Genomic DNA, 23,066 nt, shown 5'->3' on the forward strand with positions numbered 1-23,066 from the left:
TCACTCCACTCCTGACGCGTCACGTACGCCATCGTCGCCTGCGCCCCGCACCCGCGAGTCGTCGCGGTCCCGCAGAGCGGGATGCAGACGCTCGACGTACTTGGCGATCACGTCGACCTCGAGGTTCACCGGGTTTCCGGGGCCCGCCACCCCGAGGTTCGTCTCCGCGAGCGTGGTGGGGATGAGGGAGATCTCGAACCACTGCCCCGCCTCGGGGGACGCGCCGAGCGACGCCACGGTCAGCGACACCCCGTCCACGGTGATCGATCCCTTCTCCACGATGTAGCGGCTCAGCTCGGCCGAGACGGCGATCCGCACGATCGTCCAATGCTCCGACGGCGTGACGGAGACGACCTCGCCCACACCGTCGACGTGGCCTTGCACGATGTGCCCGCCGAAACGCCCGCCGGCAGCCATGGCACGTTCCAGGTTCACCGGGCTGCCCTTGTCGAGGCGGGCGAGCGAGCTGCGTCGCAGGGTCTCGGCCATCACATCGACGGTGAACTCGTCGGGTCCCTGTTCCACGACGGTCAGACACACCCCGTTGACCGCTATCGAATCACCGAACTTGGCATCGCTGGTCACAAGGGGGCCGCGGACGGTCAGGCGGGCGGCATCGGTCAGGTCGTCTCGACGGACGACGGTGCCGAGTTCCTCGACGATCCCGGTAAACACGTGGCGCTCCTCAGTACTCGCTCGGAGCATGCAGCGAGGTGAGACGAGGGCGGCCGTCGGTGGTGCCCGTTCTCTCACATCCGGACTATGACCGTCGGCTCCGGATTCACACCGGATCTGCTGTCCCTGCCGGCCGGCAGGCGCTCGCGGGCTCGACATCCCCTCGTGTGGGAGGACACCATCACCGCCGGTGGGGAATTTCACCCCGCCCCGAGAACTCTCCCTCGAAATTAGCATGCCCCAACTCACCGTGACATCTCGCATCCGTCACAGGTGAGGTCTCGGCCCCGGCATCGGTCGGCCGGAGACCACTCAGCGGGATAGGCGCAGCAGTACGTCCGAACCGAGCGTCTCGACCGCCCCGAGGCCAAATCGAGTGGCGTCCGCCAGGGTCGTCACGTCGGGAATCGCCACCGAGGCAGGGCCCGCGCCGATGACGATCGGCGCGACATACGCCTCTATCTCGTCGACGAGATCCGCGCCGAGAAACGCGCCGATGATGGCCGGCCCACCTTCCACCAGCACCCACAGCGCGTCCGGCAGGTCGGCGAGCACAGCTGCCGGGTCATGCGTGCGAACGTGTCGCGACGGCGCGGAATCGTCGGTCACCCGCGCCCCGGCGGGTAACTCCCGTAGCCCCATCACCACCCTCGTCGGTTGATGAGAGCGCAAGTCCCCGTTGGCATGTCGAGCGGTCAGCGCAGGATCATCACGCCATACGGTCCCGGTCCCGACGACAATCGCGTCGAGTAGGGCGCGTTGTCGGTGTGCTCGGCGGCGGGCCACGTCCCCGGTGATCCACTGGCTGGAGCCGTCCGGCGCAGCGACCCGCCCGTCGATGCTCGCGGCGATCTTCGCGGTCACGAACGGGCGTCCGTGCCGTTGCCGGAACAGCCACCCCCGCAGGGGCCCGGCCTCGGCCTCCGCGGCCCCGATACCGCCGACCACGGTCAGCCCGGCACCACGCAACCTCTCGGCGCCGCCGGACGCGGCCGGATTCGGATCGTCGAGGGCGTAATAGACCGCGGTGACTCCTGCATCGATGAGTGCGCGCGTACAGGGACCGGTGCGACCGGTGTGGTCACAGGGCTCGAGCGTGACCACCGCGGTGGCCCCGGCGGCCGCCGCCCCGGCCTCACGCAGGGCCATCACCTCGGCGTGCGGTCCGCCGACGGGCTGGGTGAATCCGCGACCGACCACCGCACCGTCGGCGGTGAGAATGACCGCACCGACCGGCGGATTGGGCGAGCTGGACCCCTGCGCGCGGCGTGACTCGGCGATGGCCAGGTCCATCGCGTGCCCGATGTCCGTGCCCGCTGCCGCCGGATCGTCGACCATGTTGCCGGTCAGCCCGCGCTCGCCCGCGCAGCCGCGGCCTGCGCGCGCAGTGCACCGACGGCAGCACCCGGATCGGCGGCTCCGTAGACGGCCGATCCCGCCACGAAGCAATCGATGCCGGCCTCGGCGGCCTCCTCGATCGTGTCGGCGTTGATTCCGCCGTCGATCTCGACGAGCAAGCGCAGATCCTCGGTGTCGATGACGCGTCGGATCGCACGAGCCTTCGCCAACACTTCCGGCATGAACTTCTGTCCGCCGAATCCTGGTTCCACGCTCATGATCAGCAACGTGTCGAAATCTCGCAGGATCTCCAGGTAGGGCTCGAGCGGGGTGCCCGGCTTGATGCTCAGACCCGCTTTGGCACCGGCCGCCCGAACATCTCGGGCGACCGCGACCGGGTCGTCGGTGGCCTCGGCATGAAAGGTGACGTTGTGGGCGCCCGCCTCGGCATATGGCGGTGCCCAATGACCCGGATCCTCGATCATCAGATGGCAGTCGAGCGGGATGTCGGTGGCCTTCAGGAGACTCTCCACCACCGGGAGTCCCAACGTCAGGTTGGGCACGAAATGAGCGTCCATGACGTCCACGTGCAGCCAGTCGGCACGATTGGTTCCCGACCCGGCAACCGCGTCGGCTTCGGCTGCGAGATTCGCGAAATCCGCGGAGAGGATGGACGGGGCGATCATCGGGGCAGATCCGGAATCACACATGGCCTCAGATTGTAGGGCGCGTGACCGCTCACGCCGCGTCGGTCTGGGGTGCCATCGGCCGTGGGGGCCGTGGTGTCGCCACGCGCTGTCGGAATTCAGCGCCGCAACGCGGCCAGGAACATCGCATCGGTGCCATGGAGGTGCGGCCACAGCTGGACGTGCGGTCCGTCGCCCAGGGCGTCGGCGGACACCAGCGGGCGCGCGTCGATCTGTTCGGCCTCCGGGTGGGTGGCCAGGACGTCGGCGATCACCCCGGTCGTCTCTGCCGGGTGCGGTGAGCAGGTCGAATAGATGACCACGCCGCCCGGGCGGAGCAATCGCACCGCCTCGGTGAGGAGTTCGCGCTGCAACACCACGAGCCCGTCGACGTCGTCGGGGGTGCGTCGCCATCGAGCTTCCGGCCGTCGGCGCAGCGAACCGAGTCCGCTGCACGGCGCGTCGAGCAGGATCCGGTCGTATCCCGGCGCCAGTCCGCTCGACCGCGCGTCGGCGACGTGCACATCGACCGGTAGGTCGCGGACCACTTTGCGGATGAGTTCGGCACGATGCTCCGACACCTCCACCGCGTCGAGCCGCGCCCCGTCGATGTCCGCGATCGCCGCGACCAGTGCCGCCTTGCCGCCCGGTCCCGCGCACATGTCCAACCAGCGACCGGCGTCGTCGGCCACCTCGGCGACCGTCATCGCGCGGCCGACGAGCTGACTGCCCTCGTCCTGCACCCCGGCATAACCGTCGCGAACCGCTTCGAGATCACCGGGGTCACCGCCTGCCAGATAGACGCAGTACGGCGAGTAGCGGCCCACCTCACCGTCGCTGACGAGTGCCAGTTCCTCGGCGGTGATCTGCCCCGGCCGGGCCACCAGGTGCACGGGGGGCCGTTCGTCGTCGGCCGCCAGCGCCGCCTGCAGCTGTCCCGCGGAACCACCCAGCGCGTCGTAGAAGACCTGCGCGATCCATCGCGGATGGGCGTACCGGAAGGCCAGGTTCCCGATCAGATCGTCGGCGATGGAGGGCGCGAGATCGTCGACCCAGAGTTCCTCGTCGCGCTGGGACACCTTGCGCAGCACCGCGTTCACGAACCCCGCGGGTCCCATACCTGCCTCCGACCGGATCAGGTCGACGGAGGTGGAGACCGCGGCATGTGCCCCGATCCGCGTCCGCAGCAGCTGATAGACGCCGAGGCGCAGCACATCGAGCACCGCGCCGTCGATCTGGTCGACCGGACGTGCGGCGGCCGAAGCGATGACGGCGTCGAGTAGGCCCTGTGCCCGCGCCGAGCCGTAGGTCAGCTCGGTGGCCAGAGCAGCGTCACGACCGTCGATCCCCCTCTCGCGCAGCATCTTCGGCAGGATGAGGTTCGCGTAGGCGTCGCGTTCGCGGACTGCCCGCAGGGTGTCGCGTGCCGCCGCGCGCGCGGGGTCGACCGCCTTGTCGCGAATCATCGGCGAGCGCTTCATTCCACCACCGTCCCGTCTGCCAGATGTGCACCGCGCGCCCAATCCGCCGCGGCCATCGCCTTCTTCCCGGGCGGCTGCACCCAGGACAGGCGCACCGGTCGCGTGGACGTGCCGACGTCCACCGAACGTTTCGCCACCACCAACGAGCCGGGCGCGGGCTGCGCCGCATCGTCGGAGCCCTCGAGCGGCGTCACCGGACCGACCTTGATGCGGGCCCCGTCCAGAGTGGTCCAAGCGCCCGGCGCCGGGGTGTGTGCGCGGACCAGCCGGTCGACGATGTGCGCAGGTAGATCCCATCGAATCCGAGCGTCGTCCACCTCGACCTTCGGTGCGTGACTGACGCCCTGGACAGATTGCGCCACCGGCGTCAGGGTGCCGGCCTCCACGCCGTCGAGCGTCGACACCAGCAGGTGCGAGCCGGCTTCGGACAATCGCCGCAGCAGGTCGCCGCTGGTGTCGGCAGGCGCTATGTTCTCGGTGATCAAACCGTAGACCGGACCGGTGTCCAGGCCCTCCTCCAGACGGAACGTGCTCGCCCCGGTGATCTCGTCACCGGCGGCGATCGCGTGCTGCACCGGCGCGGCACCCCGCCAGGCGGGCAGTACCGAGAAGTGCAGATTGATCCAACCGTGGGTCGGCAGGTCCAGCAGACCGGCCGGAACCAGCCCTCCGTAGGCGACCACCGCTCCGCAATCGGGGCGCCACGATCGCAACCTGTCCAGGACCCCGGGATCGGTCAACCGTCGCGGGGTGATCACGTCGAGGCCGTGTTCGTCGGCGAGCGACGCCACCGGAGACCGCACCAGCGACCGGCCACGGCCGGACGCGGCATCGGGACGGGAGATCACCCCCACCACCTCGTGCTGTGGTGAGTCGAGAAGCAATTGCAGAGACGGCACCGCCACCTCCGGGGTGCCGGCGAATACGACCCTCATACGACCCTTTCGTCCCCGACGACGGTGATGTCCGTGCTCATCCGATCGTAGGGGGATCGAGTTGGACGCGGACCGGTCCGGTGTCATGATTCGCGTTGCGTCGTACCTGGGCGGCCACCAGCGCCGCTGCCAGGCCCTTGCCGTCGCGTCGGTCGACCCGCAGAAGGATGCGCTCGACGTCCCCGTCGAACGGATCGCCCGACCCCGCGGGCGCCCGTACACCCGCCGGCAAGGGCACCGGCCCGAGCCGTTCTCCGCCGGCAGGCAGCTCGATCGCGTCGGCGAAGGCTCCGATCGTCGCCGGCGGACCGTCGACCGATGCCATCGTGACCGCGGGCGGAAAGCCGAGCTCGGCACGTTGGTCGAGCTCCTGCTGCGCGAAACCCACAGGGTCCCAACGAATCATGGCCTGCACCGGGGCGAGCCCGGAATCCGCCACGACGACGAGTGTGCCGCCCGCTCCATGCGGACGGACCAAGGCGCCGACCGTCATCCACCGCCGCACCGCGTCCTCCGCGGCGCGCAGATCTGCACGGTCCAGTTGCGCCCACGTGTCGAGCACCACGGCCGCGCCGTAACCGCCCGCGACGACAGGCTCGGCACCCGGTGTGGCCACCACGATCCGGGCCCCCGGCTCCACCTCGTCGAGGATCGTGGCTCCGCCGGAGGTCACCACCGGGACACCGGCAAACGCACGGCCGAGCTCTTCGGCCGTGCGCCGAGCGCCGGTGGTGAGCGCACGGATCTCGGTCCCCCCGCACTCGGCGCAGCGAAACGACCGCTCCACGCGTCCACACCAGCGGCACGACAACACGTCGTCGGAATCGAGTTGTACCGGCCCGTGACAGGCGCGGCAACGCGCATGTGCACGGCATCGGGCACATGCCAGTGACGGCATGTAGCCGCGTCGGGGCACGCTGAACAGCACCGGCGTATCGGCCGCCACGGCCGATCGCGCGGCCTCGAACGCCACTCCGGGGATACGGGCCGACCGGGCCAACGGATCGCGCGCGACTCGTCGGTCCTCGGCACTGAGCGCGACGACCCGGGCGGTGCGCGAGCGCACCGTCGCACGGTCGGCGACGAGATCGTGCGCCCAGCCGGCGGTCACCAATGACTGCGCCTCGGTGGTCCGCGCGAAGCCACCGATCACAAGGGCGCAGCGCTGCTGGTGCGACCGCAGCACCGCGACCTCGCGCGGATGCGGGTAGGGCGCTCTCGGCTCGTTGAGACTGTCGTCGCCGTCGTCCCACACCACGATCAGCCCCAGATCGTGTACCGGCGCGAACACCGCGCTGCGGGTACCGAGGACGACGTCGACCGAGCCGCGCCGAATGGCGAGCCACCGGCGGTACCTGGCGGTCGGTCCGAGCCCGGCCGCCAGGGTGACGCAGCGATCGCCGAACACCGGAACACATGCGGCCTCGAGGCGATCGAGGTCCCGCTGATCCGGTACCACCAGGATCGCGCCGCGGCCGGCGGCGGCCGCCGTCGCGGCCAGTTCGGCGAGACGGGCAGGCCAGTCCTCCCCCGGCGTGGCCTGCCAGATCGCCCGCGGGTGACCCGAATGCATCGATGCCAGAAAGGAATCCGATGTCGGGTACGCCGCCCATGCCCCGACGTCGGGGGCGACGACCGGCTCCGGCCGCTGCGGGTCCGGCGCGTCCTCCTTCTCGGTGCGGGCGTGCCGCGGCGGCACGGCGAGTCGGATCACATCCGACATCGTGCCCGCGTATCGGTCGGCGACGGCGCGACACAGGGTCGCGAGGTCCGGGCCGAGAACCGGCTCCGGTGACACGACGCGCTCGAGCCAACCGAGCTTGCCGGCGTGGTCGCTCTCCTCGACGCGATCGAGCAGGAAGCCGTCCACGAGCCGCCCGGAGAACCGCACGCGTACGCGGACGCCCGGCACTGCCGACGCGTCCTGATCCGTGTCGATCAGATAGTCGAACGGCCGGTCGAGATGGGCCAGCCCGAGCATCGGGAGGACCTTGCCGATCGGGCGATCGGCGGCCCGTTCACGCGTGCTCAGAGGCCTGCGGCTGCCCGCAGCTTCTCGGCACGGTCGGTGCGCTCCCATGGGAGATCGACGTCGGTGCGGCCGAAGTGACCGTAGGCCGCGGTCGGCGCATAGATGGGACGCAACAGATCGAGATCACGGATGATGGCCAACGGCCGGAGGTCGAACTCCTCCGAGATCACCTTCTCGATGACAGCGGGGTCGACGCGCTCGGTGCCGAAGGTCTCGACGAAGAGCCCGACCGGCGCGGCCTTGCCGATCGCGTAGGCCACCTGGACCTCGATGCGCCCGGCCAGGCCCGCGGCCACCGCGTTCTTGGCGACCCAGCGCATGGCATAGGCCGCGCTGCGGTCGACCTTCGAGGGATCCTTGCCGGAGAAGGCACCGCCGCCGTGGCGAGCCATCCCCCCGTAGGTGTCGACGATGATCTTGCGGCCGGTGAGTCCGGCGTCGCCCATCGGGCCACCGAGGACGAACTTCCCGGTCGGGTTCACCAGCAACCGGACCTCCGAGGTGTCCAGGCCCGGCAGCGCGAGATCGGCCAGGACCGACTCGAGCACCTTCGCGCGGATATCGGGGGTGAGCATGTTGTCGAGATCGATGTCGGCGGCGTGCTGGGTTGAGATCACGACCGTGTCGAGACGGACCGGCTTGTCGCCGTCGTATTCGATGGTGACCTGGGTCTTGCCGTCGGGGCGCAGGTACGGGAGCACTCCACTCTTGCGCACCTCGGTGAGGCGACGCGAGAGCCGGTGGGCGAGGGCGATCGGCACCGGCATCAGCTCCGGCGTCTCGTCGGTCGCATACCCGAACATGAGACCCTGGTCACCGGCGCCTTGGCTGTCGATCTCGTCCTCGGAGATGCCGCTACGGCTCTCGTGGGAGGTGAAGACGCCACCGGCGATGTCGGGCGACTGCGCGCCGATCGCGACGTTGACGCCGCACGACGCCCCGTCGAAACCCTTGGTCGACGAGTCGTATCCGATCTCCAGGATCTTCTCGCGCACGATTCCCGGGATGTCCACGTAGGCGGTGGTGGTGACCTCACCGGCCACGTGCACCTGGCCTGTGGTGACCAGGGTCTCCACCGCGACGCGCGCCTTCGGGTCCTGGGCGAGCATGGCGTCGAGGATCGAGTCGCTGATCGCGTCACAGATCTTGTCGGGGTGACCCTCGGTGACGGATTCACTGGTGAACAGGCGTGACGCAGAGGTGGTCATCTGGTCCTCTCAGGCTCTCCGGGCCCCGGACGGGCGCGTCGGCAGTCGTATCTGCCGATGGTGTTCTCTGCAGAGCAGTTCTCTCTGCACAGCAATTGTGACTACTGATCAGGGCTTCTTGCATCCCGGGATCGCACCGGAATGAACGCGTTCCAAACTACACACCGGCTCCGACGGTCCAGACGCGGCCCGGCCGGTCAGGCCGTGCCGTCACCATCTGGCACCAGAGCACGAACCTCGTCGAGGATTCTGCTCGACATGAGCGTTTTCGAGCCGAACGGCAGAGCTGTCTCGGTGCCGCCCGACGACAACAGCCAGCCCGTGTTGTCCTCGGTTCCGAACGCCTTGCCGTCGCCGACGGCGTTCACCACCAGAAGATCGCAACCCTTGCGCCGGAGTTTGGTCCGGCCGTGGTCGAGCACACCGCCCGTCTCGTCGCCGGTCTCCGCGGCGAAGCCCACGATGACGGTCTGTGCCGGGATGCGGCCGGCCGTCCGGCTCTCCACCAGGCCGCGCAGGATGTCGGGATTCGTGGTCAGCTCGATGGGCGCCGGACCCGACTCGCCCTTCTTGATCTTCGCCTCGGACACCGTCACCGGACGGAAATCGGCGACGGCAGCGGCCATGATCACGACATCGGCCTCTGCCGCGCGCTTGGTCATCTCGTCGGCGAGTTCCTGTGCGCTCGCCACCCGGATGATCTCGACGCCGGCCGGGTCCCCCGGATCGGCGGTCGAGCCCGCGACCACGGTGACGATGGCACCGCGCTGGGCCGCCGCCCGCGCGAGCGCGAAACCCTGTTTGCCGGAACTCCGATTGCCGAGGAAGCGGACCGGATCGAGCGGTTCGCGGGTACCGCCCGCACTGATCACCACCCGAACTCCGGCGAGGTCGTATGGCAGCGCGTCGGGGCGTTCGAGCAGCAGTTCGCCGATCATCGCGATCTCCTGCGGATCCGGCAGGCGGCCACGGCCGCTGTCGGTGCCGGTGAGGCGACCGGACGCCGGGGTCATGACGGTGATCCCGCGCTCGCGCAGCGTCGAGACATTGGCCTGGGTGGCCGCGTGCTCCCACATCTCGGTGTGCATCGCAGGCACGACCAGCACCGGACAGCGCACGGTGAGCAAGGACGCGGTGAGCAGGTCGTCGGCACGGCCGGATGCCGCGCGCGCCATGAGGTCGGCGGTGGCCGGCGCGATCACGACGAGGTCGGCACCCTGGCCGAGGCGCACGTGGGCGACCTGGTCGACGTCGTCGAAGACGTCGGTGCTGACGGGGTTGCCGGACAGCGCCTCGAACGTGGCGGCGCCGACGAACTTCAGAGCCGACTGGGTGGGCACCACCCGGACCTCGTGGCCGGCTTCGGTGAAGTGCCGGATCACCGAGCAGACCTTGTACGCGGCGATCCCGCCGCCGACACCGATCAGGACCCGGCGTCGCTGGGCACCCGGCGAACCTGTGTGCGCTGCGGTCATCCCCGCGCCCGAGGTTCTATTCGCCTTCGGTGTGCTCGAGGAGGTCGGAGTGGATCTCCCGCATCGCGATCGACAGCGGCTTCTCCTGCAGGCCCGGCTCCACCAGCGGGCCGACGTATTCGAGGATTCCGTCGCCGAGCTGGTTGTAGTAGTCGTTGATCTGCCGCGCGCGCTTGGCCGCGTAGATCACCAATGCATACTTCGACGACGCACGGTCGAGCAGGTCGTCGATCGGCGGGTTGGTGATTCCCAGCGGGGTCTCATAGGCCGGGGCGTCGGCGATCTCGGTCACGTCGAAGTTCGTCTGGGTGCTCACGCATTCTCCTGCATCACTGTGCTTTGTGCGGCGGCCGCCGGGTGGCGGTGGCCGTCCGCCTTTCTCAAACGTCTGAGGTCGATTGTCCGGTCGGGGTCGGGCGCGACGCCGAATCTTCGGACCCGACCAGCAAGGATACCAACTCGGAGGCCACCTGGTCGACTCGACGGTTCACCAGCACGTGGTCGAACTCGTCTTGGGCGTCCATTTCGATGCGTGCCGTCTCCAGGCGCCGGGCCACGGCGTCGGCCGTCTCGGTGCCCCGGCCGGTGAGCCGCGACACCAACTCGTCCCAGCTCGGGGGCGCGAGGAAGACACTGATCGTCTCCGGCAGTCGCCGGATCACGTTGCGCGCGCCCACCAGGTCGACCTCCACCAGCACCGGAACGCCCTGTTCCAATGCCTCGACGACGGGTGCGACCGGTGTACCCGACCGCTGCAGGCCGCCGTGGATCTCGGCCCACTCGAGAAGCTCGTCGTCGGCGATCATCCGGTCGAACTCGTCTCCGGACACGAAGTGGTAGTCACGTCCGTCGACCTCGCCGGGGCGTGGCGCACGTGTCGTCACCGACACGCTGAAGTACATCGTGGGCAGCAGCTCCCGCACCTTTGCCACCACGGTGGACTTACCGACGGCTGAGGGGCCGACCAGTACCACCAGTCGACCCCTCGTGCGCTCGGATTGCGGCTGCTGCGGCGGTCGGGTCACCGCCGAACCTGAGTCGTCATCACGCGTCCGCGCTGCTTCGGCTCGATCAGGAGCTGAACTTCTCGAGCAGCGCCTTGCGCTGGCGATCGCCGAGTCCGCGCAGGCGGCGCGTCGGAGCGATCTCCAGCTCGGTCATGATCTCCTGCGCCTTGACCTTGCCGACCTTGGGCAGCGCCTCGAGCAACGCCGACACCTTCATCTTGCCCAGGATCTCGTCGTTCTCGGCGTCCTTCAGCACCTGCTTCAGGTCGGTGCCGCCGCGCTTCAGGCGCTCCTTGAGCTCGGCGCGGGCCCGCCGAGCGGCAGCTGCCTTCTCCAACGCTGCAGCGCGCTGCTCGTCTGTCAACTGGGGAAGGGCCACGGGGTTCCTCCGTCTTTCGTGTCTTCGATTGGACTGTCATCAGGTGCCCGAAGGCGCCTGATGGCGGTTGGTCGCCGGCGCGACCGGGGCGATCGCGATCAGCGACAATGCCACCGCCGCCGAATGGTGCGGCGAAAGCGACCGTACTCACGTGAGCAGGCATTTGCGAGTGCCACCCCCGGAAAATCCACCGGATTCCGGTGTTGTAACGTCCCTCGCCCTCCGAACGTAGACCATCGGCCCGACAGCCCCGGCAGCAGCGCTCTGACTACGCAATTTGCCGATAAACCGCAGGTCACCGACGATGCCCACCGATCGCGACGGCTCGACACCGCCGATCGGTGCACAATCTCGCGTCTGCCTGCACTGATACGGGTGTGACGGGAGTGATGATCAGGAATTTCTCTGTAATCCGACGCTCGTCGCGCGTGTCGCGCGACGAGGCCGTCACCGCAAACCGCGACCGCGAACACAGGCCGTGCGACACGCGCCCTCACGGCGCCGTCACCGGCCGATCACCCGTTCCACCACCCCGATGTACCGCTCGGAGATGAAGGCACCGACGCAGCCCTGATCGGGCCGCCGCGAAGCGTGCCGAGGTCGCCGCCGACACCGGTGAGGCGCCCACCCGATCAGCTCAGCGCGGATTCCACGCCGTCGCGTGTCCGTTCGGCCGACGCGCGCAACGCGCCGACGTCGGGCCCGGCACGCAGGACCGCCCGGCTGCTCGCCGGCAGAACCCACGCGGCGTCGGCGCCGTCGAACACCTCGGGGAGGTCATCGGCGCTCGCACCCTGTGCACCGAGACCGGGCGCGAGGATCGGTCCGCGCAGGGCGCCCAGGTCGAGGCCGTGCGCGCGGGTGGCCCCCACCACGAGCCCGACGGTGCCTGTGCCGTCGGCGTTCTCGGCGGCAGCGTGGTCGACGACCGTCTGACCGACAGCCCGCCCATCGGCATCGGCGAGTTGCACCGAGGCACCTTCCGGATTCGATGTCCGCGCCAGCACGAACACCCCCCGCTCCCCTGCCCGAGCGGCGTCGACCGCGGGTGCGAGCGAGCCGAAACCGAGATAGGGCGACACCGTCACCGCGTCGGCACACAGCGCGGACCGGTCGTCGAGCCACGCGGTCGCGTAGGCGGCCATGGTGGAGCCGATGTCGCCACGCTTGGCGTCGGCCAGCACCAGCGCACCGCTCGCCTGACAGCCCCGTATGACCCGTTCCAGGACTCCGAAGCCGGCCGCACCGAACACCTCGAAGAACGCGACCTGCGGCTTGATCACCGCCGCCACCGGCCCCAGCGCCTCCACGCAGATGTCGCCGAATCGGCTCAGACCGTCCACCGAGACCGGCAGGTCCCATTGCTCCAACAACTCGGCGTGCGGGTCGATACCGACGCAGAGTCGACCGCGCCTCTCGACCGCATCGAGATAGCGGGTCGCAAAACCCGACACCGCTGCCGTGGTCACCGTCGGTTCACCAACACCGCGTGTCGCCGTTGCAAGGACTCGACGTTCACCCGACCGTTCATGGCGGCCTCGATGCCCTGGACGGCGGCGCTCGCACCCTGAACCGTCGTGATGCACGGGATGTTGACCGACACGGCGGCGCTCCGGATCTCGTAACCGTCCACGCGTGGTCCCGAGTTGCCGTACGGGGTGTTGATCACCATCACGACCTCGCCCGCGCGGACGATGTCGACAACGGTCCGCTCACCTGGCGCGGCATCCGAATGCTTGCGCACGGTCTGGCAATCGATGCCATTGCGCCGCAATACATCTGCGGTCCCTTCGGTGGCCAGGATCTCGAACCCGAGGTCCGCCAGGTGCTTGACCGGGAAGATCAGCGCCCGCTTGTCCTTGTTGGCGACGGAGACGAAGATCGCCCCCGAAGTCGGCAGCGAGCCATAGGCGGCGGTCTGCGACTTGGCGAACGCCCGCCCGAAGTCGGCATCGATACCCATCACCTCGCCGGTCGACTTCATCTCCGGGCTGAGCAGCGAGTCCACACCGCTGCCGTCCTGGCGTCGGAAGCGGTTGAACGGCAACACCGCCTCCTTGACCGAAATCGGTGCGTCCGTGGGCGATTCGCCACCGTCGCCGACGGCGTCGAGCAGGCCCTGTCCGCGCAACTCGGCGATCGACTCGCCGAGCATGACACGCGCGCACGCTTTCGCCAGTGAGACCGCGGTCGCCTTCGAGACGAAGGGCACCGTCCGACTGGCGCGCGGGTTGGCCTCCAGGACGTAGAGCGTGTCGTCCTTCAGCGCGTACTGCACGTTCAGCAGGCCCCGGACGCCGATGCCCTTGGCCAATGCCTCGGTGGACGCACGGACCATCGCGAGATCCGACCGGCCGAGTGTGACCGGGGGCAAGGCACACGCGGAGTCACCGGAGTGGATACCGGCCTCCTCGATGTGCTCCATCACCCCACCGATGTAGACCTCGTCGCCGTCGCACAGCGCGTCGACGTCGATCTCGACCGCGTCCTCGAGGAAGCGGTCCACCAGCACGGGATGATCCGAGGTGAGCTCGGTGGCCCGAGAGATGTAGTCCTCCAGGGACTTCTCGTCGTAGACGATCTCCATCCCGCGCCCGCCGAGCACATACGACGGACGCACCAGGACCGGGTAGCCGATCCGGGCCGCCGTGGCGCGCGCCTCGTCGAAGCTGGTCGCGGTCCCGAACGCCGGGGCAGGCAAGCCTGCCGCGGTGAGCACCTTGCCGAACTCGCCACGGTCCTCGGCGAGGTCGATGGCCTCCGGGCTGGTCCCGACGATCGGGACCCCCGCGTCCGCGAGACGGTGCGCCAGCCCCAGCGGCGTCTGGCCACCGAGTTGCACGATGACACCGGCGACGGTGCCGGACGTCGACTCGGCGCGATAGACCTCGAGAACGTCCTCGAAGGTCAACGGCTCGAAATACAGTCGATCGGCGGTGTCGTAGTCGGTGGAGACCGTCTCCGGGTTGCAGTTGACCATCACGGTCTCGTACCCGGCCTCCGACAGCGTGAGCGCCGCGTGCACGCATGAGTAATCGAACTCGATGCCCTGGCCGATGCGATTGGGGCCCGATCCGAGGATCAGCACCTTGGGACGATCCGGCTGTGGGGCGACCTCACTGGTGGCGGCGGGATCGAGTTCGTACGTCGAATAGTGGTACGGCGTCTTCGCCTCGAACTCGGCGGCGCACGTGTCGACAGTCTTGTAGACCGGGTGCACACCCGCGCCCACCCGGAACTCGCGGACCGCCGCCTCATCGGCGAAATCGGTTCGCAGTGCAGCGATCTGACGGTCCGAGAATCCGGTGCTCTTCGCCTCGCGCAACAGTGCCTCGTCGAGCGTTTCGGCGTCGCGCAGTTCGGCGCCGAGCGCGGCCACGCCGCCGATCTCGGCCAGGAACCACGGATCGATCGAGGTCGCCTCGTAGAGCTGCTCGATGGACGCGCCGGCCTCGAAGGCCAGCATCACCCCGTAGAGCCGGCCGTCCTTGGGCGTCTTCAGCGACTCGAGCAACCCGTCGAGGTCGATGCTCGCGGGATCCGGCCGGTTCGGTTCCGTCCAGAAACCCGCCGCCTTCGTCTCCAGCGATCGCATCACCTTGCCCAGCGCCTCGGCAAAGCTCCGCCCGAGCGACATGGCCTCGCCCACCGACTTCATCGTGGTGGTCAGCGTGTCGTCGGCGCCGGGGAACTTCTCGAACGCGAACCGCGGCGCCTTGACGACGACGTAGTCCAGCGTCGGCTCGAAACAGGCGGGGGTCTCCTTGGTGATGTCGTTGACGATCTCGTCCAGGCTGTAGCCGATGGCGAGTTTCGCGGCGATCTTCGCGATCGGGAAGCCGGTCGCCTTGGATGCCAGCGCCGACGAACGCGACACACGGGGGTTCATCTCGATCACCACGAGACGGCCGTCGGTCGGATCCTGCGCGAACTGGATGTTGCAGCCACCGGTGTCGACGCCGACCTCGCGCAGGATGTCGATCGACAGGTCGCGCATGATCTGGTACTCGCGGTCGGTCAGGGTCATCGCGGGCGCGACCGTGACCGAGTCGCCGGTGTGCACACCGACCGGGTCGAGATTCTCGATCGAGCAGACGACCACCACGTTGTCGCGGTTGTCGCGCATCAACTCGAGCTCGTATTCCTTCCAGCCGAGGATTGATTCCTCGATGAGCACGTTGGCGGTGGGCGACGCAGCCAACCCACCACCCGCGATGCGCTCGAGATCGTCTCGGTCGTAGGCCAGGCCCGAACCCAGCCCGCCCATCGTGAACGACGGCCGCACGACGACCGGGTAGCCCAGGTCGGCGACCGTGTCGTACACCTCGTCCATCGTGTGACACACACGTGAGCGAGCGCTCTCGCCGCCGACTTTCGCGACGATGTCCTTGAACATCTGCCGATCCTCGCCACGCTGGATGGCGTCGAAGTCGGCACCGATCAACTCGATGTCGTACTTCTCGAGGGAGCCACGATCATGCAGCGCGACAGCTGTGTTGAGCGCGGTCTGCCCGCCGAGGGTGGCCAGCACCGCGTCGATGGGGTGTCCCGCGTCGCGCTCGGCCTCGATCACCTTCTCCACGTATTCGGCCGTGATCGGCTCGACGTAGGTGGCGTCGGCGAACTCCGGATCGGTCATGATCGTCGCCGGGTTCGAGTTGACCAGGCTCACCCGCAGGCCTTCGGCCTTCAGGACCCGGCACGCCTGCGTGCCGGAGTAGTCGAATTCGCATGCCTGGCCGATCACGATCGGACCTGAGCCGATCACCAGGACGTGGGAGATGTCTGTACGGCGCGGCATCAGGCCCTCGTTCCATGTGCGGGGTCACCCTCGAGATGGGTGACGAACTTGTCGAAGAGATACGCGGCGTCGTGCGGACCGGCCGCGGCCTCGGGTGATACTGGACCGAGAAGGCCTGCCCGGAGAGCAGTTCCACGCCTTCGACGGTCCCGTCGTTGGCGCACACGTGGCTCACCCGCGCGCGCCCGAAGTCCGTCTCGAATTCTTCACCGGCCTCGCCCTCGAGTGCGAAGCCGTGGTTCTGCGCGGTGATCGACACCCTGCCGGTGACGTGGTCGACGACCGGGATGTTGATGCCACGATGGCCGAACTTCATCTTGTAGGTGTGCCGGCCGAGGGCGCGGCCCAGGATCTGGTTGCCGAAACAGATCCCGAAGAGCGGCAACCCCGCCCCGAGCACGCCGCGCGTCAGCTCGACCGTCGCGTCCGCGGTGGCGGGATCGCCCGGGCCGTTCGAGAGGAACACGCCGTCCGGCTTCAGGTCGGTGATCGCGTCGAGCCCGACGGTCGACGGCAAGACGTGGACGCGGACACCGCGCTGCGCGAACATCCGTGGCGTGTTGGTCTTGATCCCGAGATCGAGCGCCGCGACGGTGAATCGGGCCTCGCCATCCGTGGGCTCGACCACGTAACCCGCGCCGGTGGTCACCTCGCCGGCGAGGTCGGCACCCCGCATCTCCGGCTGACTGCGCACCTGCGCGACCAGGTCGTCGTCGGACGACAGCGCGGCACCCGAGAAGACCCCGGCGCGCATCGAGCCGTGGTCACGCAGGACGCGCACGACGCTGCGCGTGTCGATGCCGGCGATACCGACGATCCCTTGCTTGCGCAGTTCGTCCTCGAGAGACGTCGTGGCACGCCAGTTCGACACGCGGCGGGTGGGATTGCGCACCGCGTAGCCGGCAACCCAGATCTTTCCGGAATCACCGGAGGCCGAATCGCTTCCGGCACTCCCGGTGCTCTCACCGTCCTCGTCGTTCCAGCCGGTGTTGCCGATCTGCGGCGCGGTCGCGACGACGATCTGGCGGTGATAGCTGGGGTCGGTCAAGGTCTCCTGGTAGCCCGTCATGGCTGTGCAGAACACGGCCTCACCGAGCGTCGCGCCGGTCGCACCGTACTCCCGGCCACGGAAGACCTGTCCGTTCTCCAGCACCAGAACTGCTGTGCTCATTGATCTTTCCTCTGTTCGGATTGCTCAGGTGCCGGGTCGCCCGCTTCGCGTCCGGCCGTGGCGTCGGGATCCTCCGACACCCATCCTGGGTATGTGTTCTTGTCGTCGGCCCGCAGTCCGGAGTCGATCTCGGTGCCGCTGGGCAGCACCCACCGGATCACCAGGACCCCATCAGCGGACATGACCTTGCCCGCCAGACCACGCTCGGTCCGGACGGCCGTGATGGAAGCCCGCGGAATCCAGATCTCGGAGGCGCCTTTTCGGTCGATCAGGATGCCCGCCGGGTACGCGGAGATCGCGGCCGAGGCCCGATCGCCGACGTCTCCGACCGCCACCCGGTCCTGCCAGCTCGGTGCGATGGTGCTGCCGACATAAAGTCCGGTGTCGGGCCCCCGGGTGGGAACCCCGAGATCGGCGGGGACGGTGGGCAGCGGACCGATCAGATCGGTCTGGCGTCGTCCGCGGTTGCGCCAGCCGCGCAGCACAAGGGCGACGAGGCCGAGCCACACCAGGACCACGACCAGCACCACCACGACCTCGAATCCACTCACCGCATGACCTCGCCGTCCCGCGCGGTCACCACGCCCCGCAACACCGTCGCGGTCACGGTGGCGGGCATCGTCATGGCCTCGTACGGCGTGTTGCGCGACAGGCTGGCCAGGCCGTCGGCCTCGACCACCCACGACGTGTCCGGGTCGATCAGGGTGAGGTTGCCCGGTTCGCCGACGGCGATCGGACGTCCGTGGTCGGCGAGACCGACGATCTGTGCGGGTCGTTCACTCATCACGCGCGCCACGCCCCGCCAGTCGAGCAATCCGGGTGTCACCATCGTCTCGACGACGATCGGCAATGCGGTCTGAAGGCCGAGCATCCCGGGCCGGGCCTGGGCGAACTCGCACGCCTTGTCCTGTGCCGCATGCGGCGCATGGTCGGTTGCGACACAGTCGATCACGCCGTCGGCGAGAGCCTGCCGGAGCGCGAATTTGTCGCGGGACTCGCGCAACGGCGGGTTCACCTTGTTGACCGGGTCATAGGCCGGGAGATCCGGCCCGCTCCCCTCGATCTCGGTGCCGAGCAGGCGTGAGTCGTCGAGGAGCAGGTGATGGGGCGTCACCTCCGCACTGATGGCGATCCCCTGCTCCCGGGCCCACCGTAGGAGTTCGACGGTCCCCTCGGTCGACGCGTGGCAGATGTGGACCCGGGTACCGGCGTCGCGCGCCAGCAACGCGTCCCGGATCACGATCGATTCCTCGGCGGCGCGTGGCCACCCGGTGAGGCCGAGCCGGGCAGCGTTCGGCCCCTCGTGGGCGACCGCCCCGACGGTCAGTCGCGGCTCCTCGGCGTGCTGCGCGATCAGGACGTCGAGTCCCTTCGCATATTCGAGCGCGCGACGCATGAGCAGGGGGTCGTCGACGCATTTGCCATCGTCGCTGAACATCCGCACACCTGCGACTCCCGCCGCCATCATGCCCATCTCGGCGAGTTGGGTGCCGGCGAGGCCGACGGTGACGGCACCGACCGGATGTACGTCGACGAGCCCGACATCGCGGCCGGTACGCCACACGTTGTCGGTGACGGTCGAGTTGTCGGCGACCGGATCGGTGTTGGCCATCGCGAACACGGCGGTGTACCCACCGAGCGCAGCCGCCGATGATCCGGAGCGGATGGTCTCGGTGTCCTCCCGGCCGGGCTCACGCAGATGCGTGTGCAGGTCGACGAAGCCGGGCAGCAGCACCGCTCCGGCACCGTCGACGCGGTCGACCCCGTCCGGCGCGGTGAGTCCGGCCCCGATCTGGGTGATCTCACCGTCGACGACGAGAACGTCGACCGGGTCGCCTTCCCCGTAGGGACGGATGTCGGCGATCAGGATCGAACCTGTTGTCGGAGCGCTCACTTCTGTATCTCCACTCGCTGAGCTCCTGGCATGGTCACTGGGCTCCTGGGCTGTCGGTGCCGACGAGCAGGCGGAACAAGACCGCCATCCGCACGTGCACCCCGTTGCGTACCTGTTCGAGGACGGTTGCCCGCGGTGAGTCGGCGACCGAGTAACCGATCTCCATACCGCGCAGCATCGGGCCCGGGTGCAACACGACCGCGTGGTCGGCGAGCAGGCCCATCCGTCGGTCGTTCAGGCCGAACCGCACCGAGTATTCGCGGGTGCTGGGAAAGAACCCGCCGTTCATGCGCTCGGCCTGGACTCGCAGCATCATCACCGCGTCTGCCGCCGCCAACTCCGCGTCGAGCGAGTTCGAGGTGACCACCGGCCAGTCCTCGACCCCGACCGGCAGCAGCGTCTCCGGCGCCACCAGGACGACCTCGGCGCCGAGCGTGGCAAGCAGGTGGGCGTTGGAACGCGCCACGCGCGAGTGCAGGACATCTCCGACGATGGCCACCCGGCGGTCCTTGAGCGAACCGAGTCGCTGACGCAGGGTCAGGGCATCCAGCAGAGCCTGGGTCGGATGCTCGTGGGTACCGTCGCCTGCGTTGATGATCGCGGGGCCGGTCGCGTCGTCGGCGGATCCCCGCGCCCCACCCGAGGTCCAGGCCGCGATCTGGTGAGCGGCCCCCGAGGCCGGATGGCGCACGATCAGCGCATCGGCGCCCAGCGCGTGCAGGGTCTTCGCGGTGTCCCGCAACGACTCTCCCTTGCCCACCGACGAACTCGACGCGCTCACGTTGATCACGTCGGCGCTCATCCACTTTCCGGCGACCTCGAAGGAGACCCGGGTACGGGTGGAATTCTCGTAGAAAACCGTCATCACGGTGCGCCCGCGCAAGGTGGGGAGCTTGCGCACCTCGCGTCCGGTGAGTGCCTGCTCGAATCGCTCCGCCTCGTCGAGCAGCTCGGTCGCCTCGTCGGCCGTCAGATCCTGGGTGGAGAGAAGGTGCCGCATCAGGCCTCCCCTCCCGTCGACGGCCGGGACGCCGGACTCAAGACGACCTCGTCGATCTCGTCCTGCTCGACGAGATGCACCGAGACGTTCTCGTCGCGTGACGTCGGGATATTCTTGCCGACGTAGTCGGCGCGCAGCGGGAGCTCCCGGTGCCCGCGGTCGACGAGTACCGCAAGCTGAACTGCCGCGGGACGGCCCAGGTCGCGGAGCGCATCAAGGGCGGCGCGCACGGTGCGGCCCGAGAAGAGGACGTCGTCGACCAGGATGACCACCGCGTTGTCCACGCCACCCGCGGGCACGACGGTCCGTTCGAGTGGCCGGTGCGGCTTGGCACGGAGGTCATCGCGATAGAGCGTGATGTCGAGATAGCCGACCGGAACGTGGGTGTCGGCGAACTCGTTGATCTTGTCCGCCAGCCGGGACGCCAGATAGGTCCCTCGGGTCGGGATCCCGATGATCACCACGCGCGGGGCATCGGGCGAGTCGAGCGCGGTCTTCTCGATCACCTCATGGGCGACCCTTGCGATGGTGCGGGAGACGTCGGAAGCATCGAGAAGAACCCGTCCCATGGACCGGGCACCATCGGTTGGCCGCGCGCCATCTGCTGGCATGGGCAAGCCGACCTCCTTCTCCGCCTCGCTGGACGGATCGTTAAAGGATGTCTGTCTCGCGATACTTTACACGCCGACACCCCGCCGAACCGAGCCGACGAGGTGTGTGTTTGATCAAACGGTGTCGGTGCCGTCGTGCTCGGCACGCGCCTCGTCGGCGGCGGCCGCGGCGCGGACCTGAGGCGCGAGCTCGGCAATACGGGCCAGCACTCCGTTGACGAACGCGGGCGAATCGTCGGTCGAGAGTTCCTTCGCCAACTCCACCGCCTCGTCGACGATCACGACCGGGTCGACGTCGGTGGCGTTGAAGAGCTCCCAGGTGGCCAACCGGAGGATCGCACGGTCGACGGCGGGCAGCCGCTCCAGCGTCCACCCGCGCAGATGCGAGGACACCACGGCGTCGACCTGCGAGAGGTCGACGGCAAGGCCCTCGATGACGGTCGCCGTGTAGTCGTGGATGGTCCCGACGCTCTCGTCGTCACGGACGTAGAGGCGACGCTCCGAGACCAGTTGCGCCGGGCTGACCTTCTTGGCCTCCGCCTCGAACAACAGGTCGACCGCGCGACGGCGGGCCTTGTGTCTGGTTCCGGGCTGTTTCACGGGCGGATCGTTCGATCAGCCGTTGACGCGGCCGAGGTAGCCGCCGTCCCGGGAGTCGACCTTGAGCTTGTCGCCGGTGTTGATGAACAGCGGGACCTGGATCTCCGCGCCGGTCTCCATCGTCGCCGGCTTGGTGCCACCGGTCGAGCGATCCCCCTGCAGCCCGGGATCGGTCTGCGAGACGACGAGTTCGACGGTCACCGGCAGCTCCACATAGAGCGGATTGCCTTCGTGCATGGCCACCTGCACAGTCATGTTCTCGAGCAGGAATCGCGCGCCGTCGCCGATGGTGGCGGGCTGGACCGAGATCTGGTCGAAGGTCTCGCCGTCCATGAACACGTAGTCGGTGCCGTCGTTGTAGAGGTAGGTCATGTCGCGACGGTCGACGGTCGCGGTCTCCACCTTGACGCCGGCGTTGAACGTCTTGTCGACGATCTTGCCGGAGAGCACGTTCTTGATCTTGGTGCGGACGAAGGCCGGCCCCTTGCCGGGCTTCACGTGCTGGAATTCCTGGATCTGCCAGAGCTGGTCGTCCATGCGCAGCACGAGGCCGTTCTTGAAATCGGCGGTGGTCGCCATGTGGTTCTCTTCCCTGTCTTCTCGGGGTCAACGACCGTCAGATGACGGTGAATGTCTTGTCGGTGGCGGTCAGCAGGTCCGGTGCGTCGTCTGTGACGACGAGCGTGTCCTCGATCCTGACGCCACCTCGCCCTGGGAGGTAGACGCCGGGCTCCACGGTCACCGCCGCGCCGCAAGGCAGTGTACCCGTCGCCAGGGACCCGATCCCGGGCGCTTCGTGTATCTCGAGTCCGACGCCGTGGCCGAGCCCGTGGACGTAGTGCTCGCCGTACCCCGCGTCGGCGATGACCGACCGCGCGGCCGCGTCCACGCCGCGCAGGTCCGCACCCGGATGCAATGCTGCGCGGCCGGCGGCCGCGGCGGTGGCCACCAGCTCGTAGATCTCGCGCTGCCAGTCCGCGGCGCGCGACAGGACATACGTGCGGGTCATGTCCGAGTGATAGCCCTCGACCACCGCCCCGAAGTCGATCTTGACGAAATCGCCATCCGCCAGCACGGCATCCGTCGGGCGGTGATGCGGGATGGCGGAGTTCGCACCGGCGGCGACGATCGTCTCGAAGGCGATGTCGTCGGCGCCGAGGGCATACATCTCCCATTCGAGCGCTCGGGCGACCTCGCGTTCGGTTGCGCCGGCGCGGATCACCCCACGATCGATGATGGCCGCCAGCCCCCGGTCGCCGATCCCGCAGGCGCGGCGCAACAGTTCGATCTCGGCTGCATCCTTGACCTTGCGGAGTTCCTGGACCAACGCCCGGCAACCGACCAACTCCGCCGGTGGGCCGTCCTGGCCCTCCAACCGCCCCACGAGACCGCGGTGCTCGGCGACCGTCACCGAGTCGGCCTCGAAGCCGATCGCCCGGGCCCCCGCCCGGTGCGCGTGCATCGCCAGTTCGGTCAGGCAGTCGCGGGCGATCACCGCCTCCAGATCCCCGGCCTGCTCGGCGACCTGGGTGAGGTAACGGCCGTCGGTGCCGATGCGGTCGGCTGAGCCGTCGGCGGCCCAGATCAGGACAGCGCCGTTGGAGCCGGTGAACCCGGTGAGGTAGCGGACGTTCACGAGGTCGGTGATGACAACGGCCTCCGCGGGTTCTTCCAGCCGTGTGAGGGCGGTGCGGACGCGGTCGCGGCGGGCTCGGTAGTCGCTGGTCATGGCATCGGCAGACATCTCTTCACGCTACCGCGCGTCCGATCACA

The 23,066-nt window shown here is 68.7% G+C and carries 20 protein-coding genes, 1 pseudogene and 1 riboswitch; all 21 genes and pseudogenes read right to left on the minus strand.

The window, feature by feature from the left end; all coding sequences use genetic code 11:
- Positions 1-675, minus strand: coding sequence for a riboflavin synthase (locus tag GTV32_RS04975; RefSeq protein WP_161059186.1), 675 nt, complete (start codon positions 673-675; stop codon positions 1-3).
- Between the two features lie 64 nt (positions 676-739).
- Positions 740-897: riboswitch (FMN riboswitch) on the minus strand.
- A gap of 90 nt (positions 898-987) precedes the next feature.
- The gene (ribD, locus tag GTV32_RS04980; RefSeq protein ID WP_161059187.1) at positions 988-2,013 is read right to left on the minus strand and encodes a bifunctional diaminohydroxyphosphoribosylaminopyrimidine deaminase/5-amino-6-(5-phosphoribosylamino)uracil reductase RibD; all 1,026 of its coding nucleotides are present in this window, start codon (positions 2,011-2,013) and stop codon (positions 988-990) included.
- Between the two features lie 8 nt (positions 2,014-2,021).
- Positions 2,022-2,723 (minus strand): ribulose-phosphate 3-epimerase, encoded by a 702-nt coding sequence (gene rpe, locus GTV32_RS04985; protein ID WP_161059188.1) that lies wholly within the window; start codon positions 2,721-2,723, stop codon positions 2,022-2,024.
- 95 nt (positions 2,724-2,818) lie between these two features.
- Positions 2,819-4,180: a transcription antitermination factor NusB gene (locus tag GTV32_RS04990; RefSeq protein ID WP_161059189.1), complete on the minus strand. Its 1,362-nt coding sequence runs from the start codon at positions 4,178-4,180 to the stop codon at positions 2,819-2,821.
- On the minus strand, positions 4,177-5,115 hold the full coding sequence (gene fmt, locus GTV32_RS04995) for a methionyl-tRNA formyltransferase (protein ID WP_161059190.1): 939 nt from the start codon (positions 5,113-5,115) through the stop codon (positions 4,177-4,179). Before fmt ends, GTV32_RS04990 begins: the two co-directional genes overlap by 4 nt.
- Before the next feature lie 37 nt (positions 5,116-5,152).
- The gene (locus tag GTV32_RS05000) at positions 5,153-7,096 is read right to left on the minus strand and encodes a primosomal protein N' (RefSeq protein ID WP_161059191.1); all 1,944 of its coding nucleotides are present in this window, start codon (positions 7,094-7,096) and stop codon (positions 5,153-5,155) included.
- A gap of 47 nt (positions 7,097-7,143) precedes the next feature.
- Positions 7,144-8,355: a methionine adenosyltransferase gene (gene metK / locus GTV32_RS05005; RefSeq protein WP_161059192.1), complete on the minus strand. Its 1,212-nt coding sequence runs from the start codon at positions 8,353-8,355 to the stop codon at positions 7,144-7,146.
- 197 nt (positions 8,356-8,552) lie between these two features.
- On the minus strand, positions 8,553-9,830 hold the full coding sequence (coaBC, locus tag GTV32_RS05010; RefSeq protein WP_161059193.1) for a bifunctional phosphopantothenoylcysteine decarboxylase/phosphopantothenate--cysteine ligase CoaBC: 1,278 nt from the start codon (positions 9,828-9,830) through the stop codon (positions 8,553-8,555).
- Positions 9,831-9,846: 16 nt separating this feature from the next.
- On the minus strand, positions 9,847-10,146 hold the full coding sequence (rpoZ, locus tag GTV32_RS05015; protein ID WP_161059194.1) for a DNA-directed RNA polymerase subunit omega: 300 nt from the start codon (positions 10,144-10,146) through the stop codon (positions 9,847-9,849).
- Between the two features lie 64 nt (positions 10,147-10,210).
- Complete coding sequence (gene gmk / locus GTV32_RS05020; protein WP_161059195.1) at positions 10,211-10,855, minus strand: guanylate kinase; 645 nt, start codon at positions 10,853-10,855, stop codon at positions 10,211-10,213.
- A gap of 46 nt (positions 10,856-10,901) precedes the next feature.
- Positions 10,902-11,216 carry an integration host factor, actinobacterial type gene (gene mihF / locus GTV32_RS05025; RefSeq protein WP_012834141.1) on the minus strand — a complete coding sequence of 105 codons (315 nt, stop codon included), beginning with the start codon at positions 11,214-11,216 and terminating at the stop codon, positions 10,902-10,904.
- Between the two features lie 632 nt (positions 11,217-11,848).
- Positions 11,849-12,685 (minus strand): orotidine-5'-phosphate decarboxylase, encoded by an 837-nt coding sequence (gene pyrF / locus GTV32_RS05030; RefSeq protein WP_343287213.1) that lies wholly within the window; start codon positions 12,683-12,685, stop codon positions 11,849-11,851.
- On the minus strand, positions 12,682-16,017 hold the full coding sequence (gene carB / locus GTV32_RS05035) for a carbamoyl-phosphate synthase large subunit (protein WP_161059196.1): 3,336 nt from the start codon (positions 16,015-16,017) through the stop codon (positions 12,682-12,684). Before carB ends, pyrF begins: the two co-directional genes overlap by 4 nt.
- A pseudogene (carA, locus tag GTV32_RS05040) lies at positions 16,017-17,188 on the minus strand (glutamine-hydrolyzing carbamoyl-phosphate synthase small subunit). Before carA ends, carB begins: the two are co-directional and overlap by 1 nt.
- Complete coding sequence (locus GTV32_RS05045) at positions 17,185-17,739, minus strand: transporter (RefSeq protein ID WP_343287214.1); 555 nt, start codon at positions 17,737-17,739, stop codon at positions 17,185-17,187. The pseudogene carA and the gene GTV32_RS05045 overlap by 4 nt, the downstream one beginning before the upstream one ends.
- Complete coding sequence (locus tag GTV32_RS05050; protein WP_161059197.1) at positions 17,736-19,082, minus strand: dihydroorotase; 1,347 nt, start codon at positions 19,080-19,082, stop codon at positions 17,736-17,738. The genes GTV32_RS05045 and GTV32_RS05050 overlap by 4 nt, the downstream gene beginning before the upstream one ends.
- A gap of 34 nt (positions 19,083-19,116) precedes the next feature.
- Positions 19,117-20,082: an aspartate carbamoyltransferase catalytic subunit gene (locus tag GTV32_RS05055; protein WP_161059198.1), complete on the minus strand. Its 966-nt coding sequence runs from the start codon at positions 20,080-20,082 to the stop codon at positions 19,117-19,119.
- Positions 20,082-20,651, minus strand: a complete 570-nt coding sequence (gene pyrR / locus GTV32_RS05060) for a bifunctional pyr operon transcriptional regulator/uracil phosphoribosyltransferase PyrR (protein WP_161059199.1) — start codon at positions 20,649-20,651, stop codon at positions 20,082-20,084. Before pyrR ends, GTV32_RS05055 begins: the two co-directional genes overlap by 1 nt.
- A gap of 156 nt (positions 20,652-20,807) precedes the next feature.
- Complete coding sequence (gene nusB / locus GTV32_RS05065; RefSeq protein ID WP_161059200.1) at positions 20,808-21,293, minus strand: transcription antitermination factor NusB; 486 nt, start codon at positions 21,291-21,293, stop codon at positions 20,808-20,810.
- A 15-nt stretch (positions 21,294-21,308) separates the two neighbouring features.
- On the minus strand, positions 21,309-21,872 hold the full coding sequence (gene efp / locus GTV32_RS05070; RefSeq protein ID WP_161059201.1) for an elongation factor P: 564 nt from the start codon (positions 21,870-21,872) through the stop codon (positions 21,309-21,311).
- Between the two features lie 37 nt (positions 21,873-21,909).
- On the minus strand, positions 21,910-23,037 hold the full coding sequence (locus GTV32_RS05075; RefSeq protein WP_161059202.1) for an aminopeptidase P family protein: 1,128 nt from the start codon (positions 23,035-23,037) through the stop codon (positions 21,910-21,912).
- Positions 23,038-23,066: the final 29 nt, after the last annotated feature.

The organism is Gordonia sp. SID5947 (assembly GCF_009862785.1).
In the GTDB taxonomy this organism is placed as follows: Bacteria; Actinomycetota; Actinomycetes; order Mycobacteriales; family Mycobacteriaceae; genus Gordonia.

What these genes read in the sequence shown, in the direction of transcription:
- carB (WP_161059196.1), bottom strand. Translation starts at nt 16,017, where the DNA reads ATGCCGCGCCGTACAGACATCTCCCACGTCCTGGTGATCGGCTCAGGT.
- GTV32_RS05075 (WP_161059202.1), bottom strand. Translation starts at nt 23,037, where the DNA reads ATGTCTGCCGATGCCATGACCAGCGACTACCGAGCCCGCCGCGACCGC.
- GTV32_RS05055 (WP_161059198.1), bottom strand. Translation starts at nt 20,082, where the DNA reads ATGCGGCACCTTCTCTCCACCCAGGATCTGACGGCCGACGAGGCGACC.
- fmt (WP_161059190.1), bottom strand. Translation starts at nt 5,115, where the DNA reads ATGAGGGTCGTATTCGCCGGCACCCCGGAGGTGGCGGTGCCGTCTCTG.
- metK (WP_161059192.1), bottom strand. Translation starts at nt 8,355, where the DNA reads ATGACCACCTCTGCGTCACGCCTGTTCACCAGTGAATCCGTCACCGAG.
- coaBC (WP_161059193.1), bottom strand. Translation starts at nt 9,830, where the DNA reads ATGACCGCAGCGCACACAGGTTCGCCGGGTGCCCAGCGACGCCGGGTC.
- pyrR (WP_161059199.1), bottom strand. Translation starts at nt 20,651, where the DNA reads ATGGGACGGGTTCTTCTCGATGCTTCCGACGTCTCCCGCACCATCGCA.
- rpe (WP_161059188.1), bottom strand. Translation starts at nt 2,723, where the DNA reads ATGTGTGATTCCGGATCTGCCCCGATGATCGCCCCGTCCATCCTCTCC.
- ribD (WP_161059187.1), bottom strand. Translation starts at nt 2,013, where the DNA reads ATGGTCGACGATCCGGCGGCAGCGGGCACGGACATCGGGCACGCGATG.
- GTV32_RS05000 (WP_161059191.1), bottom strand. Translation starts at nt 7,096, where the DNA reads ATGCTCGGGCTGGCCCATCTCGACCGGCCGTTCGACTATCTGATCGAC.
- efp (WP_161059201.1), bottom strand. Translation starts at nt 21,872, where the DNA reads ATGGCGACCACCGCCGATTTCAAGAACGGCCTCGTGCTGCGCATGGAC.
- GTV32_RS04990 (WP_161059189.1), bottom strand. Translation starts at nt 4,180, where the DNA reads ATGAAGCGCTCGCCGATGATTCGCGACAAGGCGGTCGACCCCGCGCGC.